The 22,637-nt window shown below is 39.4% G+C and carries 19 protein-coding genes; 16 read left to right on the top strand and 3 right to left on the bottom strand.

The genetic code is table 11. The annotated features are described in order from the left end of the window. The first annotated feature begins 1 nt into the window (after position 1). From CDZ94_RS03905 to CDZ94_RS03895, 3 genes are read left to right on the top strand one after another with little or no spacing between them, the layout of a single operon-like run. Positions 2 to 832: an ABC transporter permease gene (locus tag CDZ94_RS03905; RefSeq protein WP_096435215.1), complete on the top strand. Its 831-nt coding sequence runs from the start codon at positions 2 to 4 to the stop codon at positions 830 to 832. A 25-nt stretch (positions 833 to 857) separates the two neighbouring features. Then, entirely contained in the window at positions 858 to 1,796 is a 939-nt protein-coding gene (locus CDZ94_RS03900; RefSeq protein ID WP_232735749.1) for a glycine betaine ABC transporter substrate-binding protein, read from the top strand. A gap of 33 nt (positions 1,797 to 1,829) precedes the next feature. After that, positions 1,830 to 2,072, top strand: coding sequence for a DUF2564 family protein (locus CDZ94_RS03895; protein WP_096435214.1), 243 nt, complete (start codon positions 1,830 to 1,832; stop codon positions 2,070 to 2,072). 114 nt (positions 2,073 to 2,186) lie between these two features. Here CDZ94_RS03895 and CDZ94_RS03890 read toward each other — a convergent pair whose 3' ends face one another. Then, on the bottom strand, positions 2,187 to 2,498 hold the full coding sequence (locus tag CDZ94_RS03890; protein WP_096435213.1) for an iron-sulfur cluster biosynthesis family protein: 312 nt from the start codon (positions 2,496 to 2,498) through the stop codon (positions 2,187 to 2,189). Positions 2,499 to 2,656: 158 nt separating this feature from the next. On the opposite strand from CDZ94_RS03890, the gene CDZ94_RS03885 reads away from it, so the two are divergent. The 13 genes from CDZ94_RS03885 (at position 2,657) to CDZ94_RS03825 (ending at position 18,696) form a co-directional block, all read left to right on the top strand. Then, positions 2,657 to 4,186, top strand: a complete 1,530-nt coding sequence (locus CDZ94_RS03885; protein ID WP_096435212.1) for a carboxypeptidase M32 — start codon at positions 2,657 to 2,659, stop codon at positions 4,184 to 4,186. 306 nt (positions 4,187 to 4,492) lie between these two features. Beyond that, positions 4,493 to 5,656 carry a CapA family protein gene (locus tag CDZ94_RS03880; protein ID WP_096435211.1) on the top strand — a complete coding sequence of 388 codons (1,164 nt, stop codon included), beginning with the start codon at positions 4,493 to 4,495 and terminating at the stop codon, positions 5,654 to 5,656. A gap of 347 nt (positions 5,657 to 6,003) precedes the next feature. Continuing rightward, positions 6,004 to 7,092 carry an ABC transporter ATP-binding protein gene (locus CDZ94_RS03875; RefSeq protein WP_096435210.1) on the top strand — a complete coding sequence of 363 codons (1,089 nt, stop codon included), beginning with the start codon at positions 6,004 to 6,006 and terminating at the stop codon, positions 7,090 to 7,092. After that, positions 7,089 to 8,615, top strand: a complete 1,527-nt coding sequence (locus CDZ94_RS03870) for an ABC transporter permease/substrate-binding protein (RefSeq protein ID WP_280951823.1) — start codon at positions 7,089 to 7,091, stop codon at positions 8,613 to 8,615. The genes CDZ94_RS03875 and CDZ94_RS03870 overlap by 4 nt, the downstream gene beginning before the upstream one ends. 138 nt (positions 8,616 to 8,753) lie before the next feature. Further along, on the top strand, positions 8,754 to 9,176 hold the full coding sequence (locus tag CDZ94_RS03865; RefSeq protein ID WP_096435209.1) for a universal stress protein: 423 nt from the start codon (positions 8,754 to 8,756) through the stop codon (positions 9,174 to 9,176). Positions 9,177 to 9,252: 76 nt separating this feature from the next. Continuing rightward, complete coding sequence (locus CDZ94_RS03860; RefSeq protein ID WP_096435208.1) at positions 9,253 to 9,660, top strand: CoA-binding protein; 408 nt, start codon at positions 9,253 to 9,255, stop codon at positions 9,658 to 9,660. Positions 9,661 to 10,137: 477 nt separating this feature from the next. After that, a complete protein-coding gene (parE, locus tag CDZ94_RS03855; protein WP_096435207.1) occupies positions 10,138 to 12,114 on the top strand; it encodes a DNA topoisomerase IV subunit B in 1,977 nt (658 codons plus the stop codon). Between the two features lie 4 nt (positions 12,115 to 12,118). After that, positions 12,119 to 14,584, top strand: coding sequence for a DNA topoisomerase IV subunit A (gene parC, locus CDZ94_RS03850; protein ID WP_096435206.1), 2,466 nt, complete (start codon positions 12,119 to 12,121; stop codon positions 14,582 to 14,584). A gap of 269 nt (positions 14,585 to 14,853) precedes the next feature. After that, on the top strand, positions 14,854 to 15,558 hold the full coding sequence (locus CDZ94_RS03845; protein ID WP_096440571.1) for an ABC transporter ATP-binding protein: 705 nt from the start codon (positions 14,854 to 14,856) through the stop codon (positions 15,556 to 15,558). Further along, positions 15,545 to 16,834 carry an ABC transporter permease gene (locus CDZ94_RS03840; protein ID WP_096435205.1) on the top strand — a complete coding sequence of 430 codons (1,290 nt, stop codon included), beginning with the start codon at positions 15,545 to 15,547 and terminating at the stop codon, positions 16,832 to 16,834. Before CDZ94_RS03845 ends, CDZ94_RS03840 begins: the two co-directional genes overlap by 14 nt. Positions 16,835 to 16,854: 20 nt before the next feature. Then, positions 16,855 to 17,319, top strand: a complete 465-nt coding sequence (locus CDZ94_RS03835) for a GNAT family N-acetyltransferase (RefSeq protein ID WP_096435204.1) — start codon at positions 16,855 to 16,857, stop codon at positions 17,317 to 17,319. A 222-nt stretch (positions 17,320 to 17,541) separates the two neighbouring features. Further along, positions 17,542 to 18,063, top strand: a complete 522-nt coding sequence (locus tag CDZ94_RS03830; protein ID WP_096435203.1) for a GNAT family N-acetyltransferase — start codon at positions 17,542 to 17,544, stop codon at positions 18,061 to 18,063. Between the two features lie 186 nt (positions 18,064 to 18,249). Next, positions 18,250 to 18,696 (top strand): DinB family protein, encoded by a 447-nt coding sequence (locus CDZ94_RS03825; RefSeq protein WP_096435202.1) that lies wholly within the window; start codon positions 18,250 to 18,252, stop codon positions 18,694 to 18,696. Between the two features lie 1,537 nt (positions 18,697 to 20,233). On the opposite strand, the gene CDZ94_RS03820 is transcribed toward CDZ94_RS03825, so the two are convergent. Continuing rightward, positions 20,234 to 21,907: a GMC family oxidoreductase gene (locus CDZ94_RS03820; RefSeq protein ID WP_157911693.1), complete on the bottom strand. Its 1,674-nt coding sequence runs from the start codon at positions 21,905 to 21,907 to the stop codon at positions 20,234 to 20,236. Then, complete coding sequence (locus tag CDZ94_RS03815; RefSeq protein WP_157811973.1) at positions 21,891 to 22,475, bottom strand: gluconate 2-dehydrogenase subunit 3 family protein; 585 nt, start codon at positions 22,473 to 22,475, stop codon at positions 21,891 to 21,893. The genes CDZ94_RS03820 and CDZ94_RS03815 overlap by 17 nt, the downstream gene beginning before the upstream one ends. Positions 22,476 to 22,637 lie beyond the last annotated feature (162 nt).

Below are 22,637 nucleotides of genomic sequence, written 5' to 3'. Positions count from 1 at the left end.
CATGAACTATTTTTATTTTCCATTAGAAGAGTGGACAAATGATTTTGTAAATAGCTGGCTGATCCCCACCTTAGGTCCGTTTTTCGATATGGCAGGGGGATGGATTGGAACGTTACTTGAGTGGATAAATTGGGCTTTAAATGCGATCCCAGCTGAAGTATTAACAATCATAATCGTCGTTCTTGCCTGGTATTTAGCGGGGAAGGGGGTTGCGATTTTCAGTTTGATTGGTCTCTTTTATCTCGGGTCTGTTGATCTGTGGGAAGAGGGTATGCAAACGCTGGCGATTATATTTGTTGCGACATTTCTGTCGATCATTATTGGTATTCCAATAGGTATCTGGAGTGCTAAATCAGAAGGCGTGCTTAAAGTCGTCCGGCCAATTCTCGACTTTATGCAAACGTTGCCGAGTTTCGTTTATCTTATCCCGGCGATTTTACTTTTTGGTTTAGGGGGCGTACCGGCTGTTATTTCAACCTTTGTCTTTGCAACTCCACCCTGTGTCAGACTTACGAATTTAGGAATACGCCAAGTGCCAGAAGACGTCGTGGAAGCTTCTAGAGCATTCGGTTCCACTTCAGGACAAATGCTGATGAAAGTTCAACTTCCGCTTGCTTTGCCTACGATCATGGCAGGGATTAATCAGACGATTATGCTTGCGCTTTCGATGGCAGTTATCGCTGCAATGATTGGAGCACCAGGCCTTGGTTCGATCGTTTTATCCGGTATTTCAAGTGTTAACGTAGGACTTGGACTCATTGGTGGTTTAGGGATTGTTGTATTGGCGATTATTTTGGATCGAATTACGCAAGGAATCAAGACGGAACGATAAATTTTCAAGATAAGGAGTGAAAGAAATGAGAAAGCATTGGACGTGGTTTGTACTCGTGTTTGCGGTACTAGGGATCATGGCAGTTCTCGTAATGAACGGTTGTGGCATAGGTGAAGAAGTTGAGGATGATACCGGAGAAGAAGCCACTCCAGATGAAGGTGAACAAGAGGATGGTGCGGAAGACCGTGATGAAACGATTCACTTTGGTGTCACAAACTGGACTTCAACGATTCCTCCTACCTATATCGCAAAAGAAATTCTTGAAGGTATGGGTTATACCGTTGAGCTACAGGAAGCTGATGCAGGTGCTGTTTATACAGGGCTTTCACGAGGTGATTTGGATGTATTTATGGATGCGTGGCTTCCAGATATGCACGAAGATTATATGGAGCAGTATGAGGATACAATTGAAAGTGCTTCAGTTAGTTATCCAGACGGAGAGTTGGGCTGGGTAGTCCCTGATTACGTGGAAGGAATTGCATCAGTTGAAGATCTGCAAGGACAGGAAGATCAATTTGACAATCGTATTTATGGCATTGAAGAAGGAGCTGGGATGACAGAAACGTCAAGAGAAATGATTGAGGAATACGACTTAGATCTTGAGTATGTTGCATCAAGTGAAGCGGGGATGCTGTCTGAAGTCCAACGTCACGTTCCGTCTGAAGACCCAATTTTATTTTTAGGCTGGCGTCCTCATCCAATGTTTGTCGATTACGATTTGAATGTGCTCGAAGATGAACAAGGATATTTTGAAACATCGGAAGTACATGTTGTAGTGAATAGAGAACTAGCGGAAAATGCTCCAGAAGCCTATGAATTTTTCAGTAATTGGAGCATAGATGTAGAAGAAGTGGAGCAAATGATTGCCGAAATTGAAGACGGTGGAGACGAAGAGGAATTAGCCCGTGAATGGGTGGAAGAGCATCAAGATGAAGTCAATGAAATGATCGAAAATGCAGGGTAAATTAAGAAAATTATAAAAGGCAGGGGAAAGATTATGTCTAAACCATTTAACGACATTCAGCAAGTAGAGATGGCAATCAAAGCTGCTCAAAAAATGGTCGGACAAGCGACCATGAGCATGGATACAGGTCAGCTTGAGACCGCAACAAATGCATTAAATGACGCAAAAAGACAATTGCAGGAAGCTGTGAATTATGAAATGAGCGGGGAATTAGGAGAATATTCCCGGGGACTTATCGAAAAATTAGAGAATCAGCTTGATGAGGCTAAAGAATAACAAAAGAGGCTGTCTCTTTACAAAACGTGAAGAGACAGCCTCTTTTGTTATTCTTTATATTTCACGTACTGTATAAATAGGGCTCAAAAAATCAGCCATGAACAACATCACTTTTTAGCCTTTTCCTTGAGGATTAGTTACGTCCTCGATCTTTGGATTAGAAAATTGTACTTCACCGCGATCTTCGTTGAAATCAATCGTCATCCCATCAAAATACCATTCGTCATCGCTTGATACATAGAATGTAATATGGTTTACGGTAACGGAATGCCGATCTGAGACAGGGAGATCTTTTGTAATACCTGCTGAAAACCCCCCTGAACCAACTCCGCCTACTCTTACAAAAAAACGCACCGCGTCATTGTCTAATAATTTCATTTCCTGTTTATAAAATTTTACCGCAGATTCAGTAATCGTTAAATTCATTAATCCAACCTCCTCAACTTCGCCTACTTATTTTACATTGAAATTCAAACAAGAATCAATAATCATGATTAGGTAAGAAATTTTATCCTAAAAAAGCAGGAATTAAAGACCGGAATTACGAATGAGTTAAAGATTGAATTGTAAGGAGATGAGTCGATTTGAGTCATAACAATGTAGAGATAATAAAAAAAGAGTTTCAGGACTATGTTAAGAGAATGAGTCATTATAATGAATCTCTTGGTCTGATGGCATGGGATTTACGTACAGGTGCTCCAAAAAAGGGAGCAAGTCAGCGTGCTGAAGTCATAGGGACTTTGTCATCTCAAGTCTTTAAAATGTCCATTTCAACTCAAATGGAGCATTATTTAAAGGTATTGAGTGATGAAAACGTTCAAGATCAACTTGATAAAGTCACGATCGCTTCTGTGAAAGAATGTAAAAGAAATTTCGATAAGCAAAAAAACATTCCAGAAAAAGAGTTTCAAGACTACGTTGTGTTAACATCGAATGCCGAATCGATTTGGCCAGAAGCGAAAGAGAATGCAGACTTTGAAAGCTTTCGTCCTTATTTAGAAAAGATTGTGGAATTTAACCGGAAGTATGTTGAATGGGTTGGCTATGAGGGTAATAAATACGATGCCCTACTCGATGATTATGAACCAGGTCTTACCGTGGAAACGTTAGATCGTGTCTTTGGTGAATTAAGAAATCATCTCGTGCCTCTTGTACAAGCGGTAACGGAGGCAGCAGATAAACCGAAAACAGACTTTTTATTTAAAAAATTTCCTGCTTCGAACCAAGAAGCACTAAGTAAAAAAATATTAGAACAGATGCAATACGACTTTGAGGCAGGCCGTTTAGATACGACAGTGCATCCGTTTGCAATTGGGTTGAACCCTGGTGATGTACGAGTGACAACAAAATACGATGAGGATGATTTTCGCACCGCTGTGTTTGGTACGATTCACGAAGGGGGTCATGCTCTCTATGAGCAAAATATCGGAGAAAATCTGGTAGGTACACCATTATGCTCTGGGACTTCGATGGGCATTCATGAATCACAATCCCTTTTCTGGGAAAACTTCGTCGGACGAAATCGTGCCTTTTGGGAGAAAAATTATGACCTTTTAAAAGATTATGCGGACGGCCAGTTTGATGAAGTCGACCTTGATACGTTTTACCGAGGAATTAATGTGGCAGGTCCTTCTCTTATTCGAATTGAAGCAGATGAGATGACCTATGCACTCCATATTATTGTCCGTTATGAACTTGAAAAAGCCTTAATTAATCGTGAGCTCGAAGTAAAAGACCTGCCTGAAGCATGGAATGATAAAATGGAAGAATATCTTGGGGTTCGCCCAAATGATGACGGAGAAGGTGTATTACAAGATGTGCATTGGTCTGGTGGTGCGTTTGGTTACTTTCCGTCCTATGCGCTAGGTTACGTCTACGCTGCTCAACTAATGAATGCACTGCAAAGTGAGTTGAATGATAACTTTGAAGATCTTCTCCGCAAAGGAGAACTCACACCGATCAAAGAATGGATGACAACGCACGTTCATCAATACGGAAAAAGTAAACTTCCTCTTGATATCTTAAAAGAAACGACAGGAGAAGCAATTGATCCAAGTTATTTAATTCACTATTTAAAAGATAAATATCGTGATGTCTATAAGCTGAAAGTTTAAACGTATTACTTAAAAACCCGGAACTCCGGGTTTTTTTGTTTTTTCTTTAGGCATTTATCTTCTTAGCTGGTTGTTTAAATCTCATAGGTCAATCGATTTCGTTGTATGTTATGTATGTCGAAAATTTGACTAAATTGTGTACTGTATGAAAATATACGACTTTTTTGTAATGGAAATGTCATATTAACGTTACAAAAACGAAATTTTTTGTTATGCTGATAGAGTGAGAAAATCTAATTAAAAATACGTCAAGAGTGATATTTTATAACTAGATAGTTTATGAAACGATTGAAAGGAAATTAACTTATGAAAAGGTCTATTTCAGCTTTAATAGTCATTATTGCGGTCGTTGGTTCTATCTTTGGCTTTCGTATTATAGGAGAAGTCAGTGGTCAGGAAATGATTAAGGAAACAAGTAACCATACAGTTCGCGAATATATACAATCCAGTAGGAATACTAAAGTAGATAAAGAAGCGACAATTCTCGGCGTAGGGGATGTGTTGATTTCCGACAGTATTTTTCATGATGCACAATCGGAGGATGGATTTGATTTTTATCCGATGTTTGAACACATTGCGCCTCACATACAGCAAGCAGATTTTGCGATTGCAAACCAGGAAACGATGCTCGGGGGTGAAACCGTTGGTTTATCAGGCTACCCTCGATTTAATAGTCCAAAAGAAGTCGGAGATGCATTGCAAAAGACAGGGTTCGACATGCTTAGCATTGCCAATAATCATACTCTCGATTATGGTGCTGAAGCCGTAGAAAATACGATACATCATTTGAATGCTATTGACCTTCCTTATGTAGGTGCTTATGAGTCAGAGGAAGACAAGCAGACGTTAAGAACAACAAATGTTAACGGTCTTACTTTTTCTTTTTTGTCCTATTCATACGGGACTAATGGTATGCAAGTCCCGGAAGGTAAAGAGCATCTTATCGCCCTCATTGATGAAGAGAGGATCGAAGGTGAAGTTGCGAAGGCAAAAGAAGATTCAGATGTCGTTGTCTTAAACCTTCATTATGGAGATGAATACACAGCGTATCCAAATGATTTTCAGACATCCATTACATCCATAGCAGCTGAAGCAGGCGCTGATATCATTTTTGGACATCATCCCCATGTCCTTCACCCCTTTGAATGGTTACATACAAGTGATGGGAGACAAGTGTTTGTTGCTTATTCTTTAGGTAACTTCATTTCAGGTCAAGAAGGAGTCGAAAGGCGAATTGGCGGGATGGCACAAGTGACAGCAAAAAGAGTCATCGCCGGGCCCGCAACATTCACGATTATCGATGAACCAACGTTTATACCTGTTTATACAGATCGAACCAACTGGCGAGATTATGCTATTCTTCCCGAGTCTAAAATGAACGAGGGTATTTTACCAGACTGGGAAGCCGAATTTACCGAGGCAAAAACACACGTCAGTCAATGGATGGACGACCTCACAACACAGGACTAAAATTAAAGTGGCTTCCTATGTCGTTTAAGTAGGAAGCCACTTTTTCATTCAAATATTTCACGTACTTTAAGTAAAAATTATAAGACAGCCGCGTAGTAATTTTTTATAAAAAAAAGCGTTAGCTTCCGTCGTATGTTTTAAAGTCTCAAGGGTGTTTTTCTCTTGAGACGAGCGGCGTGAAAGTAGCTGTCTCGTTATACTTTCACTCTAAAAAAACGTTTCACAAAATCGGAAACGTGAAATATAACATAGAGTTTCTTTTTATACATACAAAAGTCTATCTAATAGAGGAAATTCTTTAGAAAAACAATTGAAGTAACCAGTATCCAAATGAAGGACGTGTGGCCATGATTGAGTTTTCTTCCGTATCAAAAGTTTTTGAAGACAGAACGAAGGCGGTTGATTCGTTGTCTTTTACGATAGAAAAAGGTGATTTTTTTGTCTTAATTGGACCGAGCGGCTGTGGTAAAACTACAACGATGAAAATGATTAACCGGTTAATTGAACCGACTGAAGGTGTAATTAATATTCACGGTAAAAATATTCAGGAACAGGAAATTAAACAGTTACGGTGGAATATTGGCTATGTGCTACAGCAAATTGCTTTATTTCCGCACATGACAATTTCTGAAAATATTGCGATCGTACCAGAATTAAAAAAATGGAAAAAAGCAGAAGTTGCTAAACGGGTTGATGACCTTTTAGACATGGTAGGGTTAGACCCAGATAAATATCGAGATCGAAAACCAAGCGAATTGTCTGGTGGCCAGCAGCAAAGAGTTGGAGTTGTCCGCGCTTTGGCCGGAAATCCTGATATCATCTTGATGGATGAGCCATTCAGTGCGCTTGATCCAATTAGTCGTGAGCAGTTACAGCTAGACATTGTGAAGCTCCAGCAAGAAATAAAGAAAACGATTGTTTTTGTCACACATGATATAGATGAAGCGTTAGCTCTTGGGAATCGTATCTGTGTAATGAAGGAAGGACGTGTCGTCCAAATAGACACGCCGTCTCGATTATTGCAAAGACCTAAAGATGATTTTATTAAAGAATTTATAGGAGACCGTGAGAATAGATGGGCACACGAAGTCCGGACCTTACTCAGGACAGGGTCGAGTGGAATGCACTATATGATCAGTAAGAACGAGACCTTCACGAATCATGTGGAGCGAACAAGCCCTGATCAGCCGCTGTTTGTATATCAATATAACAACCATACATTTGAAGGGGTACTTGGTGAAGATGGCGACATTGTCCCTTTTAACTATACTGTCAGGCCGATTCAGACTTTTCATGATGCAATGAACGTGTTTAAAGAGGCAAATCAAGATGTCTTACCTGTCGTTGAATCTGGACAATTGTTAGGTGTTATTACAATTAAAGACATTGCTTTCTATATTAGTGATGCCCGTTTAAAAGGGAGGAATAGAAAGTGATCCAATTTCAAAGCTTTGTTGAGTTATTCCAATCAAGACAGGATTTACTTTGGACGGCTACTTGGGAACATTTACAGCTATCTATCATCTCTTTACTGCTGAGTGTATTTATTGCGTTACCTTTAGGGATCTTTTTAACCCGATTTCCACGGGTAGCTGAACCAATTATCGGAGCATCAGCAGTCTTGCAAACGATACCGAGCTTAGCTTTACTTGGGTTTATGATTCCACTGATCGGGATAGGCACAACACCTGCGATCGTAGCATTGACGGCTTACGCACTACTTCCTATTTTACGAAATACCTATACGGGAGTCAAAGAAGTAGACTCATCCCTGGTTGAAGCAGCAAAAGGGATGGGCATGTGCTCGTTTAAAAGGTTTCATAAAATTGAACTTCCCATTGCGATGCCTGTTATTATGGCAGGTGTCCGGACGTCGATGGTCCTTATTGTTGGGACGGCAACGCTTGCAGCGCTTATTGGTGCTGGTGGTTTGGGAGACTTGATCATGTTAGGTATTTCCAGGTCAAATAATGAGTATATTCTATTAGGAGCGATTCCTGCTGCACTACTCGCCCTACTCTTTGACGTTATTTTACGTTTTACTGAGCGGCGATCTGCTGGTAACTCGATTAAACCCATTGTCTTTGTTGTACTGATCGCTACTCTTATTGTAATGAGTCCACTCATTGTAAAACCGCAACAAGCAGACATTACAGTTGGCGGAAAATTAGGGTCAGAACCCGAAATTATTATTAATATGTATAAATTGTTAATTGAGGATGCGACGGATTTAAATGTTGACTTGGAGCCGAACTTAGGACAAACGGACTTTGTTTTTAATGCGATACAATCTGCAAATATTGATATTTATCCAGAATTTACAGGAACTGCTCTATTGAGCTTACTTGATGAAGAACTTAATTCAACGAATGAAGAGGAGGTTTTTGAACAAGCAAAAGACGTCATGGAGCAGGAATTCGGTCTCGTTTTCTTACAGCCGATGCAGTTTAACAACACGTATGCAATCGCTATGATGACAGACCGTGCTGAAGAACTTCATGTAGAAATGATTTCCGATTTGGTTTCTTATAACAACGATTTAACGGCAGGATTTACCCATGAGTTTTCTGATCGTGAAGATGGTTATTTAGGCATTCAGGATCTATATAATATCGATTTTGATGTTGTAACGATGGAAGCGGGTCTCAGACCACATGCGCTTGAATCTGGAGATATTGATCTCATGGACGCTTACGCAACGGATTGGTACATCGTAGAATACGACATGACAGTACTTAAAGATGATGAAGGTCTCTTCCCTCCATATCAAGGAGCTCCTTTAGTAAGAGCCGATACTCTCAATCAATATCCAGAGCTTGAAGCTATTTTGAATCAGTTGGAAGGAAAAATCAGTGATGAGGAAATGCAGAATATGAACCATCGAGTAGAAGTTGGGGATGAAAATGCAATGGATGTTGCTAGGGACTACCTTGTAAACGAAGGCTTATTAAGCGACTGAAAGATCAAAGGAGTGTCCAATGGGACGCTCCTTTTGTAAAATATAGCAAATATTTTCTGAAAATTGTGTATTATACCGAGAAAATATAAAGATTATCGATTATAATAGAAAGAAAGCGTTTACAAGGGAGGGATCATGATGTTTAAAAAGATCCTTTTAGCTGCCGATGGATCAGATCATTCTTTAAGAGCTGCTGAAAAAGCAGCGGGCATAGCAAAAGTAATCGAACATTCTAAAATCACGCTCGTACATGTTGTGGATGAAACGCCTATTCGGTCCGATGTTTTGGGTAATGGCTACCCGCTTCAATCTTTGCCGGAACATCGAAAGGAAAAACTTCGTCCAATTGAAGACCTATTAAAGAAACATCATTTAATCTATGAAATGAAAGCTATTTTTGGAGAACCTGGTCCCTCAATTGTAAAAGCAGTGAACGAAGGGAAATGGGACCTTGTTGTCATTGGCAGCCGTGGATTGAATCCGTTTCAGCAAATGGTTTTAGGGAGTGTCAGCCATAAAGTTGCCAAACGTGTAAAGTGTCCTGTTATGATTGTTAAATAACCAGTCATTTGTTTAGTGACAATTCCAATGAGGAACAATACAATTAGTAAATGTACAAAAAGGAGTGTTCGATCCCATGGAAAATCCATCTAGAGATGAAATTAAAGACATATTAAAAACTGCTAAACGTATTGCTGTTGTCGGTCTGTCAGATAATCCTGAACGTACATCATATCAAGTTTCTGAAGCGATGCAATCTGCAGGGTATGAAATCATTCCCGTGAATCCAAATTGTAGCGAAGTGTTAGGAGAAAAGGCGCTGGATTCCTTAAAAGAAATTAACAAACATGTTGATATTGTCAATGTATTTAGACGAAGTGAATTTTTACCGGGGGTTGCAAAGGACGCCGCTAAAATTGACGCTGATGTATTTTGGGCACAGTTAGGCTTAGAAAATGAAAATGCCTATCAAATTGCTAAAGATGCAGGCATGAAAGTGATTATGGACCGGTGCATTAAAGTAGAACATGCAATAACGAAATGATAATGCTAAGATAGCGAGCGATCCTCTCGTAAAAGAGAGGATTTGTTTTGTTTTATTACCAATGGTATCTCGCATCGCTTCATACGTCCGGTCAGCAAAGAGAGTCTGCTTTTGTTAGTTCGGATTAGAGTGTATGATGAGGGATATATTGATTACAAAGGCTCCTATCAATATAGGTCTTTTCTTGTTATGAATAAATAAAATAACTCGTAAATCCTATGATTTCAACATTATTTTATAAAACGGCTTGAAAAACGGCACATTAATCGCTACATTAAACATAGTGCAAAAGGCGCTTTCCATCATATGGTATGATTGATTAAGAATTCGACGCGAGAACATTTGTTCTTATGGTATGATAATAGCACAGTTCTTATATTCCTTCGATCGTTAAAAAGAGGGATAGGCTTCATATGAGTAGAAAAAGAGAAGTGGAGCAGAATAGGTAGCTTGAACGGATAGAAAGGAGTAACAAGATTGACGCAACAGTCTAGTTTTACCTACAATGATGATGCCATTCAGGTACTTGAAGGCTTAGATGCTGTTAGAAAAAGACCTGGTATGTATATAGGGAGTACAGATCACCGGGGGCTGCATCACCTCGTGTTTGAAATAGTTGATAACGCGGTTGACGAAGCGTTAGCAGGTTACGGAGACGAGATTAAAGTAACCATACATAAAGATGAGAGTATCAGTGTAAAAGACGAGGGACGCGGTATGCCAACGGGGATGCACCGTACAGGTAAACCGACACCGGAAGTCATTTTTACTGTCCTTCATGCTGGAGGAAAATTCGGACAAGGTGGTTATAAAACGAGCGGCGGCCTTCATGGCGTAGGTTCCTCTGTTGTAAACGCCCTTTCAGAGTTTTTGGAAGTGACGATTTACCGTGATGGTACTGTGCACCATCAGCGCTTTGAACAAGGTGGAAAACCAGTGACAACGCTTGAAAAGACTGGTGCGACACGTAAAACTGGAACAGTCGTTCACTTTAAGCCAGACCCAAAAATTTTCAATACCATTCACTATAATTATGAAACGTTATCTGAACGACTTCGTGAAGCAGCCTTTTTAATTAAAGGTATGAAAATTGAACTCGTCGATGAACGCCCTAAAGGAGAGACGGTTCGCGATACGTTTCAATTTGACACTGGTATTGAAGCTTTTGTCGACTATTTGAACGAAGAGAAAGAAACGCTTCATCCTGTAGTCTCCTTTGAAGGGGAACAACAAGGAATTGAAGTTGACTTCGCTTTTCAGTACAGCGATGCTTATACAGAGAATATGCTGTCATTTGTAAACAATGTTCGTACGAAAGACGGTGGAACCCATGAATTAGGGGCTAAAGCTGGTGTCACACGGATTTTTAATGAGCATGCCCGAAAGCTTCAGCTGCTTAAAGAAAAAGATAAAAATCTAGATGGAAACGATATCCGCGAAGGGTTTACAGCGATTGTTTCGATCCGAGTCCCTGAGGATAAATTGCAATTTGAAGGACAGACAAAAGGAAAGCTCGGAACACCGGAAGCTCGCTCCGCAGTTGACTCAATCGTAAGTGAAAAATTGACGTTCTTTTTGGAAGAAAACCCTGAAGTCAGCAACACGCTCATTCGTAAGGCAATTAAGGCAGCACAGGCTCGAGAAGCTGCGCGAAAAGCACGTGAAGATGCTCGTAATGGGAAAAAAAACAAGCGGAAGGACGCGATGCTGAGTGGTAAACTCACGCCAGCACAGTCGAAAAATCGAGAGAAAAACGAGCTATATCTTGTAGAGGGGGACTCTGCAGGAGGTTCAGCGAAGCAAGGGCGCGACCGTAAGTTCCAGGCTGTGTTGCCTTTACGAGGTAAGGTTATCAACACAGAAAAAGCGAAACTTGCTGACATTATGAAAAACGAGGAAATCCGTACAATTATCTATGCAATTGGTGGCGACGTAGGCCCTGATTTTGACTTGGATAATATCAATTACGATAAAATTGTGATTATGACCGATGCTGATACAGATGGTGCTCATATTCAAGTCTTACTTCTGACGTTTTTCTATCGCTATATGCGTCCGTTAATTGAAGCAGGAAAAATATATATCGCTCTACCACCACTATATAAAGTAAGTAAAGGTACTGGTGCCAAAGAGAAAACAGAGTATGCCTGGGATGAAGACGGCATGAAAGAAGCAATGAAAAAAGTAGGTAAAGGATATACCATTCAACGATACAAAGGTCTTGGTGAAATGGATGCCACTCAGCTTTGGGAAACGACGATGAATCCGGACTCCCGTACCCTTGTTCGAGTTAAAATTGATGATATCGCCCGGGCGGAACGACATGTATCCACCTTAATGGGCGATAAAGTAGAACCAAGGCGAAAATGGATTGAAAAAAATGTGGCCTTTAGTCTTGAAGAAGAAACAAACATTTTAGACAGTGAAAATTTAATGGTCACCGAGGAGGAGTAATCAAGTGGAGCAAGAAAAAGATCGATACTTGGACCTGCCTCTAGAAGACGTGATCGGAGACAGGTTTGGACGTTATAGTAAATACATTATTCAAGATCGTGCTTTACCGGATGCAAGAGACGGACTAAAGCCTGTTCAGCGTCGTATCTTATATGCGATGCATCATGATCGGAATACAGCAGACAAGCCATTTCGAAAGTCTGCAAAAACAGTAGGTAACGTAATCGGAAACTATCATCCGCACGGAGATAGTTCCGTTTATGAAGCGATGATTCGTTTAAGTCAAGATTGGAAAATGCGCCACCTGCTCGTGGAGATGCATGGTAATAATGGATCTATTGATGGCGACCCACCAGCTGCAATGCGTTATACAGAAGCGCGGCTTTCTAAAATATCATCTGAACTGCTTAAAGACATTGAAAGAGATACAGTTGAATTTATGCCGAACTTTGACGATTCAGATTCTGAGCCGGTCGTTTTACCTTCACGATTTCCAAACTTGTTGGTAAATGGTTCAACAGGAATTTCCAGTGGTTATGCAACAGATCTTCCACCACACAATCTGGGTGAAGTTATTGATGCTGCGATCATGCAAATGGAAAAACCAGATTGTACGGTGGATGACTTGATGGAATATATAAAGGGTCCAGATTTCCCTACAGGTGGGATTATCCAAGGAGTTGAAGGTTTAAAAAAAGCGTATAACACGGGGAAAGGCAAAATCGTTTTGCGTGGAAAAACCGAAATTGAAACGATGCGTGGAGGTCGTGAGCAAATCATCATTCACGAAATCCCTTTTGAAGTAAACAAGGCAAACCTCGTGAAAAAGATGGATGAACTTCGTTTAGATCGTAAAGTAGACGGTATTGCAGAAGTCAGAGATGATACAGACCGTACAGGCTTACGTATTGTCATTGAATTGAAAAAAGATGCAGATGCACAAGGGATTTTAAATTTCTTATTTAAGAACACCGATTTGCAAATTTCCTATAATTTTAATATGGTGGCGATCTATAATAAAACGCCTCAGCAATTAGGGTTGAAGCATTTATTAGATGCGTACATACAGCATCAGAAAGAAGTTGTTACACGACGGACACAGTTTGATTTGAGAAAAGCACAAGAACGACAACATATCGTCGAAGGTTTAATTAAAGCCATCTCCATTCTCGATGACGTGATTGCAACAATTCGTGCGTCTAAAGATAAAGGCGACGCTAAACGTGCCCTCCAAGAGGCCTATGGTTTCACTGAGGCGCAAGCAGAAGCGATTGTTACGTTGCAGCTTTACCGTTTAACAAATACAGACATTACGACACTTGAAAAAGAATCAGAAGAGCTTAAAAAGCAAATTGAGAAGCTCGAAGCAATCTTAGCGAGTGAGAAGAAACTCATTGGTGAAATCAAACGTGAGCTACGCGCGATCCGTAAAGAGTATGCTGAAGAGCGTAAATCACAGGTGGAAGAACAAATTGAAGATTTAAAGATTAATCTTGAAGTCGTTGTCCCTTCTGAAGATGTAATGGTGACCGTTACGAAAGAAGGTTACGTCAAACGATCAAGTCTCAGGTCCTACGCAAGCTCAAAAGGTGAATTACCAGGTATGAAAGAAACGGACAGGCTGATCGGTGAATATGAGATCAACACGACAGAAACACTACTTTTATTTACGAAAAAAGGTTCGTATTTGTATTTACCTGTTCATCAACTGCCAGAAATTCGCTGGAAAGATAACGGACAGCATGTCGCAAACCTCGTTCAAATGGGAAGTGACGATGAGATCCTTAAAGCAATGCCAGTTAAAGAGTTTAACGAAGACCATTACCTCTTTTTTGTCACGAAAAACGGAATGGTTAAACGTACCGGTCTTGCTGATTATAAAGCACAACGGTATTCTAAAGCATTAATGGCAGTGAAGCTGAAGAAAGATGACGAATTGATTGATGTACATCTCACCGACGGGAAAATGGATTTATTCTTTGCGACTCGTCTAGGCTATGGATTATGGTACGATGAAGAAGAGGTTAGCTTAACAGGCCAAAGGACAGCTGGAGTGAAAGCCGTTAATTTAAAGGCTGAAGATGTTGTCGTGAGCGGTCAAGTGTTCTCTCAAGATATGACCCCATACCTGTTCTTAATTACCCAACGTGGAGCTTATAAACGCATGAGCCTCTCCGCTTTTGAAAAAACAACAAGAGCTAAGCGCGGGGTTGTTATGCTTAAAGAATTAAAACGCCAACCACATCGTATAGCAAAGTTCTTTACTGTAGATGGTTCGGAAACGATCTACATTCAATCAGAAAATGGAACGGTCGGCTCAATTGAAGCTAAAAAAGTACGACCAAGCGACCGCTATACAAACGGATCCTTTATTTTTGATGTAACAGACGTAGGTGAAGTAGCTGACGCTTGGGTAGAAAAGCCCGAAACCAGCAACGACCCTCCTGCTGGAAATAATGGAACGTTATAATAACGGAGAAGACTAAGAAGGTCCCCTTGATTCAAGATCAAGGGGACCTTCTTTATGTAAAAAAATGTGCGAGAGCGAATTGTGCGGGGACTGTCCCCGCACAATTAAAAAAAGGTATTGACATTCATTCATTACGAGAATAATATATTAAGTGTACTAATTAGTGTAATACACACAACACACAACATACACTGTTGTTTATATGAGGAGTCAGTTTCTTGCGTTTAACACTGGCACTTCAAACACATATTTTAGATGAGGTGAAAGCAATGATTGAAGTAGAACATTTACATTATTCTTACGCGATTGGGAAGAAAGGAAACCAGTCGCTAGTACCGGTATTAAAGGACGTTAATTTCAACGTGAAAAAAGGAGAAATTGTCTCGATCATTGGTCGCAGTGGTTCTGGGAAGTCCACCTTACTTAATTTATTGTCTGGCTATATAAAAGCAGATTCAGGGAAGCTTACGATAAATAGTACGGATGTAACTAAATTCAATGAAAAGCAGTGGGCAAAATTCCGTTTAGACCATTTCGGATTCATCTTTCAAAACTACGAATTGATTCCTGGACTTACAGCTTATGAAAATATAGAGCTTCCATTGACACTGAAAGGTGTTGATCGAAATACCCGTAAAGAGCTAGCTGAAAAAATGCTCGAAAAAGTAGGTTTGGATTCTCATGCAACACATTATCCAAACGAGCTTTCAGGTGGCCAACAACAGCGGGTTTCCATTGCCCGGGCTTTAATTACAGAGCCAATGATGATTTTTGCAGACGAGCCTACAGGAAGCTTAGACTCTGAAACGGAAGAAGATGTGCTTGAGTTGATTCGTCAATTAAATAAAGAACAAAACATAACTTTTTTAATGATTACCCATGATAATGAGGTCGCATCGATTGCAGATCGAACGATGAATTTACATGATGGTGTCTTAAAGCAAGAAAGAGGTGTCCATTATGAAGCTAAGTGATCAAATACAATTTGTTAGAAGGAACATGAAAAAGAATAAATTGCGTATTTTTATGACAGTACTTGCAACCACGATGGGCTGTTCGTTTCTTATTGTACTTGCTTCCATTGGTTTTGGTTTGCAAGACAGCCTAGTCGAAGAAGCTTCCAGTCATCAACCACTAACACAGATTGACATTATCGGAAAGCAAGCAAATGATGAATTTGAACCAATGACTGATGAATGGATTAATAACGTTAGAAATACAGAGAATATCCGAACGGTTGTTACTAGGTCACAAATTCATGAAAAACCAGTTGAGATTACATTCAATGAAGATTACAGTGGGAGTGGAAACGTAACGATTACAGATTTTGAAGCAGAAAAAGAGTCTAACTTCCGTTTATCAGCAGGCCGCTTTCCCGAAAATAATAATGAAATTATCGTAGGTTACCATTTTAAAGAATTCCTTCATGAAAACGCCGAGGAAGGCGAGCAAATGAACCAAAACGAAGAAGGTAGTGAACCTCGAACATTTGAAGGTGAAGTGCTAAATGAGACGATAACACTAAACATGCAAGAGCCTGACACTGAAGAATTACTTTATCAAAATGATTATAAAATTGTTGGGATTGCAGTAGAGCCAACGAGGGATTGGCTATCAGACTACAGTTTGTATATCGGGGAGGACAAACGTGAGGAACTGATTGCACTAGCCGGACAAGAAGACAGAAAGTATACCGATGTTATTGCTCATGTAAATAGTGTTGAGCAAGTTGAAAACACAACAAATGCTTTAAAAGATGAGGGATTTACAGTGTTTTCGATTTCAGAAGAACTAAAAGGACTCAATATGTTTTTCACAGCATTCAAAGCTGGGTTGATCTTTGTCGGAACAATCGCCGTATTCATTGCTTCAATTGGTATTTTTAACACGATGACGATGGCAGTAACGGAAAGAACCCATGAAATTGGTGTAATGAAGGCGTTAGGTGCCAACCCTGCGAGTATCAAACGTATGTTCTTAATGGAAAGTGCATCAATCGGCATAATTGGATCCATTTTTGGTGTCTTGATTGCATATATTGTAAGTATAGGTGCAAATGCTTTGATTCCAATGATTCTTGAAGCCACTACAGAATCCCAAGGGTTCGATATCACATTTTCATATATTCCGATTCAACTAGTGTTGATCGCAACAGCCATTAGTATTGCTGTAGCGATGATATCTGGCTTCCGTCCTGCGGCAAAAGCGACAAGAATCAACGTACTTAACGCTCTACGAAGGGAAGCGTAAGAAAGGGAAGACGACCTGAAATGAAGATCCGCTTACTGAAAGAAAATGAACATGTTCCGATGGATTTGCTAATGTTAGCAGATCCATCGGAAGCACAAATTGATGCTTATCTGAGCCAAAGTCTACTTTTTGTACTCGAGGTTGAAGAGGCTATTGTAGGAGCTATTGTTATTCTCCAAAGAGGGAAGATGAGCTATGAAATTATGAATGTCGCAGTTAAGGAGTCTGAACAAGGGAAAGGGTATGGACGAAAGATGATCACCTTTGGTATTGGTGAGGTGGATAGAAGGGGCGGGGAAACGTTATTAATCGCTACCGGTAATTCAAGTATTCAACAACTTGCCTTATACCAAAAATGTGGATTTCGCATGACGGAAATCATCCCTAATTACTTTATTGAGAACTATGCTGACCTGATTTTTGAAAACGGGATCCAATGTTGCGACCGGATAGAATTGACTTACTTTATAGAAAGAAAGGAGTAAATGAAGTGAAAAGCTTTGGAACAAAGTGTATTTTTGGATTTGGACTATTAACTTGGGTTGTAGGCATCGGCTATATTTTAACGAGATTTTCTTAAAACAGAATCATTTTTGTCGTACTGTTTACAACTACGTTACAGATACATGACAGTTGCTTCATGGCTTACTCTTTATGGTACATTTGGAAAAGGTACTATATTTAGAAGATACTAAGGGAGTTTTGTCATGCATCGCATCGTTATACGAACCATTGAACCAGAAGATATAGAAACTTTTAAAGCAGCTTTTATTACTCGCGGTATAGACCGAAACAAAGACTATTTTGAGCGATGCTTGGAAGAGAATAAATATGGTGAAAAAATCACCTTACTTGCATTTCATAATAATCAGCTAGCCGGTTGTTGCCAAATGGTCAGTGAGTCATGTTATCTTTATTTTAAAGAACAGCAAATACCAGAAATCAATGACCTCATCGTATTTCCTGAGTTTCGACGTAATGGCATAGCGACAAGAATGATGGATGAATTAGAACGTATTGCTGCAAAGCATCATAATACTGTTGGATTAGGAGTTGGACTATATAAGGATTACAGTTCAGCTTTGAAACTGTATATAAATAGAGGTTATATGCCTGACCAACAAGGAGTCACGTATAAAAACAGAACTGTCAAACCTGGGACGACAGTCCAGGTTGATGATCATTTACTGTTGTATTTCGTTCGTGAGTTATCCTCACTTACTGTTTAAATTAAAAAATGAATGATCAACAAGTAAATGAGTATAAAACATCGAGTGTACAATCGTAAAAGGTTATAACACTCGATGTTTTTCGTTATATCAATATTAACAATATGAATATTCAATTTTTCTTTTAACTGTGTGTGGAGAAAGGATTTAAAAGAAATGAAAATAGATTAAAGGGGAGTAGATCATTTGAAGATTTTATATCGATATAATTGGCAAGTCCGTAATGAATGGTTTCAATGGTGTGGTCAGTTTCCTCACGAAGAACTAACAAGTCCGCGAACAGGTGGATTGGGAAGTATCTTAGAGACACTATTTCATATTGTTGATGTGGAGCAAGCCTGGATAAATGGTTTAAGAGGGGAGCCTGAATTTCATTATAATTATGCTGACTACTCATCATTAGGTAAAGTTAAGAAGCTATCGGCGCAATGCCGTCCAACAATTATTAAGTTTGTTGAGGAATGGAATTCAGAACTAGATTCCAAGTTAATAGATGATTTTACGTATAGAGAAGTTATGAATCATGTTATTGCACACGAAATTCACCATATAGGTCAATTATCTGTTTGGGCTAGAGAATTAGAAACAAGACCAATTTCAGCCAATTTAATTGGCAGGGGGGTGGTTGAGTGAAAGTAATGTAAATAAGCGAGTGGTAAAAAATAGCTAGATTGACACAAGAGGAATAAAAAATGAAAAGCATCGAAGGTAACTTACCATATTTTTATTATGTAAACTAAAAGGTATTTGAGCAGAGGAGGTAGCCATGGGATTTAGTACAGCCATTCAAGCTGTTTACAAAACTTTAGCGACATAGGGTTAGCAAAAGCTTGGTTTAAACGTCAGCATGCTAATTATGACGTTCAGCAACGTTCTGTAGAATTGATCAGAGAACATCACGTAAAATATGGAACAACCGAAATTGCTTTGAATTAACGCTATGGCTATTAGTCGATTTTATTAAAGCTGGAATTAACGCTTATTCAATTGGATCGCCAAAAGCTCATGTAGCTGTGATTGAAGTTGATGATTAAAACCGACGTTTATTGTGATCTCAATGATCAAATGAGACGGTTATAGAAGCTGCCAACCATTCACAAAACCTTCTGAGAAAGGGCACAATGTGAAATGAGACAACTTGATTTAAAGTGAAATGAAACCGTATTGTGGAGTTTGATAACTTCAGATCAGTATGGACTAACCGGGATAAATCAACGACTTATTAACGAATCACTCGATGTTTATGGAAACTATTGATTGTTGTTTAAAAAATTTATCCTGTCTCAAAATATTGAGTTTACTTATCTTTTGATACTGGATTTTACTTATTTTTGTTGGCTCCTATAATATATATTATGTAAACTAACAAAAAATAATTAGGGTAGAAAAAATATTAACTCTCTACCCCGCTACGATTTAATTTATACTTCTGGAAATTCTTTATACTTTCGCTAACCGATTTTTTCCCGCTGATAAACAATTTTAGGTAATTTTTGTTGTTTTACTTTTTTAATCGGGTATTGTAGCCTTTTTCACTAAATATTTCATCTAAAGATGTGAAAAATGATTCCGATCCACCTACAAAACAAATAGTGTATCCTCGATAATTAATACTTCCATCTCCAGCAAAATATCCCCTGATAAAATGGCTCATATATTCATTGGGAACATACGGGAAATCTATGATATTTGACTTACAAGAGTGTATCCCATGCAACTTAATTAAATCTTCTTTCATAATTTTACTATTAATATTAAGAGAATGAACCCCTGTCTTTTCATTTAAAAAGTCCTGTGTGTAGAATTTAGTTCTTTTCTTAAATTGTGTAAAATTTCAATGTCCTTTTGAACGAAAATGATTGTTTGAAGATCTTTAGTAATACAACCATCTGCCACAAAAAAACCTAAAATATACGCCATATTGTTTGACCATGTCTTGAAATAATCTTCATTAACGGTATATTTGCTTTTCCAGCTACCTCTAGTCCTCCTATTTACATTATTGGTACTCATTAACTTATTAACGTACCTTTTTTAGCTGAACTTTTTTTAATTTAACAAGTTTGAAGTTTTTTTCAAAATGTAACATTAGTCATCGTTTAACTTTCGAGGATGAGGATTTAAACAAATAATTGAGTTACATAATTATTGCTTTGGCATAATTTATTATTCAATTAAACACCTTCCCTACTTTTGCTTCCTTCTTAATAAATTCGGCTACCCAGTAGGCCAGTGCTCCCACGGTTTCCCCAGGATTATAAGCCCCGATAGTTGGAAATGAGGAACTTCCAACAACGAAAAGATTGTTTATTTCATGAGTTTGACAGTAGCGATTCACAACAGATTCCTCAGGGTTTTCCCCCATTCTGGTCGTTCCCCCTGCATGACTGTTTAGTACCCATGGATCCCCCAATTCACCGCCCCAAATGTGAAGTGCACCTGCCTTTTCATATATTTCATACGCTCGCTGACGTAAAAAGGCGTGCTGTTTTGAGGTTTGATGATGCCAGTCAAAGGTTACTCGAGGTACTGGTAATCCAAAGGAATCCTTTACATTAGGGTCTAAGTCAATATGTTTATCGTCTTGAGGGGGTTCTGTTAAGTAAATTCGAGAGTTGTAATGGTGAGTATATGCTTTTGATATAAATTTCTTATATGCTTCACCCCAGTTTGGGATGCCTTCTGGAGTTGGTGCACCTGTGAATTCTATTGGCTGACCAGCCAGGCCATGTTGATCTGCTCCAGTAATATTTCCGCCCATTACAAAATCTTCTCCATACTCTTCGGGAGAAAAATTATCATCAGCAAATTTGTTCACTGCCCATCTTGGAGTTGGTCCAATAAAGGAATTCATCGGCTCGTCGAAAATTCCAATCAACTGGGTAATGTCGCGCATATGAAAATAACGTCCTACTTGGCCACCGTTGTTGGCAATGCCATTAGGGAATAGTGCAGATTTCGAAAGAAGCATTAAATGAGTAGACTCTAAGTAATTTGCTGCAATTATTACAAGTCGCCCAGTCACATGCTGCACATCCTTGTTTTTATCAAAATATTTTACTCCTTCGGCATGACCGTGTATATCAACAGCGACTTCAAATGCACGGCTGTGAAAACGGAGTTCAAAATTAGAGTTATGCCTAGCTTTGCGAATTTCCGTCAGTCCCACATCACCCTTCGCTTCTACAGTACAGCCATAGCTTTGGCAAAAACCACAATAACCGCAGGCGAACCTGCCATTATAATCAGTGGAGTTAATGGCACCTGGTACCGGAAAGGGGTCGTAACCTAAGGCTTTTGCTGCTGTTACAAAATGTCGAGTGGCATAGCTAGGTACAGTTGGGGGCATGGGGTATGGTTTTGTACGTGGAGGATGGAAGGGATCTTTAGTGTGGTCTCCACTTATGCCTACTCTCTCTTCAAATCTTTGATAATATGGTTCTAAATCGTCATAGGATATTGGCCAATCTACTATCGCTCCATTCTCCACTTGACCAAATACACTTCTAGCTTCAAAAGTAGCAGGCTGGAATCTCCATGATTGTGCTCCCCAATGGAGGTGATCTCCCCCTGGTCCCCATCCATTCCATCCCGTAATAACTCGTTCCGTAGAATTACTACCGTCTGATCTCCAAGTAAAGCGTGGTTCATCCTGTGGGCCCCACAAAACTTTGTTCCGAATAGGGAACTTTAATTCATCCATGGAATATTCCTCGGAACTAATATCAGGTCCTCGCTCTAATGAAATCACATGAAGACCAGCGTCTGTAAGTTCCCTTGCTAATATCCCCCCTGCACAACCACAGCCGACGATAACGACATCAGCATCATATTTTTTTGCCATTGTTTTTCCTAACATCTCCTCTCAAGCTAACGATATCCTCTGTTTTCCAACCTCGACTAGTGTGGGTAATTGGGTGAAATCTGGTACCGGGATAGTCAATTAACTTCCATCCGATCATGTTGCGATTCCCACCATACTTAGGATCCGCAAACATCCCTTGCATCGTATGCTCCCTGAGTAGCTCAAAAAATTCAGTACCTTCAAGCTTTTGAAGAATGCTAGCTCTATTATTTTCGGAAAGTCTTCTAAATGATTTGCCGAACGTTGATTTCGCTAGTTGCTCCAATTGCTTTAATCCATTTTCATAAGTTGCTATATCCTGTTGATGGACAGTCCGTAGTGATTGTAAAATAAATCGTGCAACTCCAGCATGTTTTGCACCAGGGAAAATCGTACTAACTGCTTCACGGAGAACCTCAATAAATTTGCTCTCAAATTTAAGTTCTGAAAACACTGTTACCTGTTGTTGATTCAACTCATCCCATTCCTTTTTTGTGTAACAGATTTGTGCTCTTCCGTCTAAAGGACGGGAACGAATATATGCTGGCCTCATTTTTTTTCGGATCATAAACGCTCTCCCCCTTTTACAAAATAACAAAATAGTCTTCATTTCAATTTATTTTTAGAGGCATATCCATATTACAAAGTTAATCGATTACCCAATTATAACTGGTTCTAGGTGTGAGCTTACTCAATACTTTTCTCACAACAGATAAGGGTAGCATGTTAT

Source organism: Alteribacter populi, from assembly GCF_002352765.1.
GTDB lineage: Bacteria > Bacillota > Bacilli > Bacillales > Salisediminibacteriaceae > Alteribacter > Alteribacter populi.
Note: the sequence above shows the minus strand (reverse complement) of the source record. Positions and strands in the feature narration are given on the sequence as shown.

Bases quoted from the DNA above. Each gene is read 5' to 3' on its own strand.
- CDZ94_RS03895 (WP_096435214.1), top strand. From the start codon at position 1,830: ATGTCTAAACCATTTAACGACATTCAGCAAGTAGAGATGGCAATCAAA.
- CDZ94_RS03875 (WP_096435210.1), top strand. From the start codon at position 6,004: ATGATTGAGTTTTCTTCCGTATCAAAAGTTTTTGAAGACAGAACGAAG.
- CDZ94_RS03890 (WP_096435213.1), bottom strand. From the start codon at position 2,498: ATGAATTTAACGATTACTGAATCTGCGGTAAAATTTTATAAACAGGAA.
- CDZ94_RS03835 (WP_096435204.1), top strand. From the start codon at position 16,855: ATGAAGATCCGCTTACTGAAAGAAAATGAACATGTTCCGATGGATTTG.
- CDZ94_RS03865 (WP_096435209.1), top strand. From the start codon at position 8,754: ATGTTTAAAAAGATCCTTTTAGCTGCCGATGGATCAGATCATTCTTTA.
- CDZ94_RS03830 (WP_096435203.1), top strand. From the start codon at position 17,542: ATGCATCGCATCGTTATACGAACCATTGAACCAGAAGATATAGAAACT.
- CDZ94_RS03880 (WP_096435211.1), top strand. From the start codon at position 4,493: ATGAAAAGGTCTATTTCAGCTTTAATAGTCATTATTGCGGTCGTTGGT.
- CDZ94_RS03845 (WP_096440571.1), top strand. From the start codon at position 14,854: ATGATTGAAGTAGAACATTTACATTATTCTTACGCGATTGGGAAGAAA.
- CDZ94_RS03820 (WP_157911693.1), bottom strand. From the start codon at position 21,907: ATGGCAAAAAAATATGATGCTGATGTCGTTATCGTCGGCTGTGGTTGT.
- CDZ94_RS03815 (WP_157811973.1), bottom strand. From the start codon at position 22,475: ATGATCCGAAAAAAAATGAGGCCAGCATATATTCGTTCCCGTCCTTTA.
- CDZ94_RS03905 (WP_096435215.1), top strand. From the start codon at position 2: ATGAACTATTTTTATTTTCCATTAGAAGAGTGGACAAATGATTTTGTA.
- CDZ94_RS03860 (WP_096435208.1), top strand. From the start codon at position 9,253: ATGGAAAATCCATCTAGAGATGAAATTAAAGACATATTAAAAACTGCT.
- CDZ94_RS03840 (WP_096435205.1), top strand. From the start codon at position 15,545: ATGAAGCTAAGTGATCAAATACAATTTGTTAGAAGGAACATGAAAAAG.
- CDZ94_RS03900 (WP_232735749.1), top strand. From the start codon at position 858: ATGAGAAAGCATTGGACGTGGTTTGTACTCGTGTTTGCGGTACTAGGG.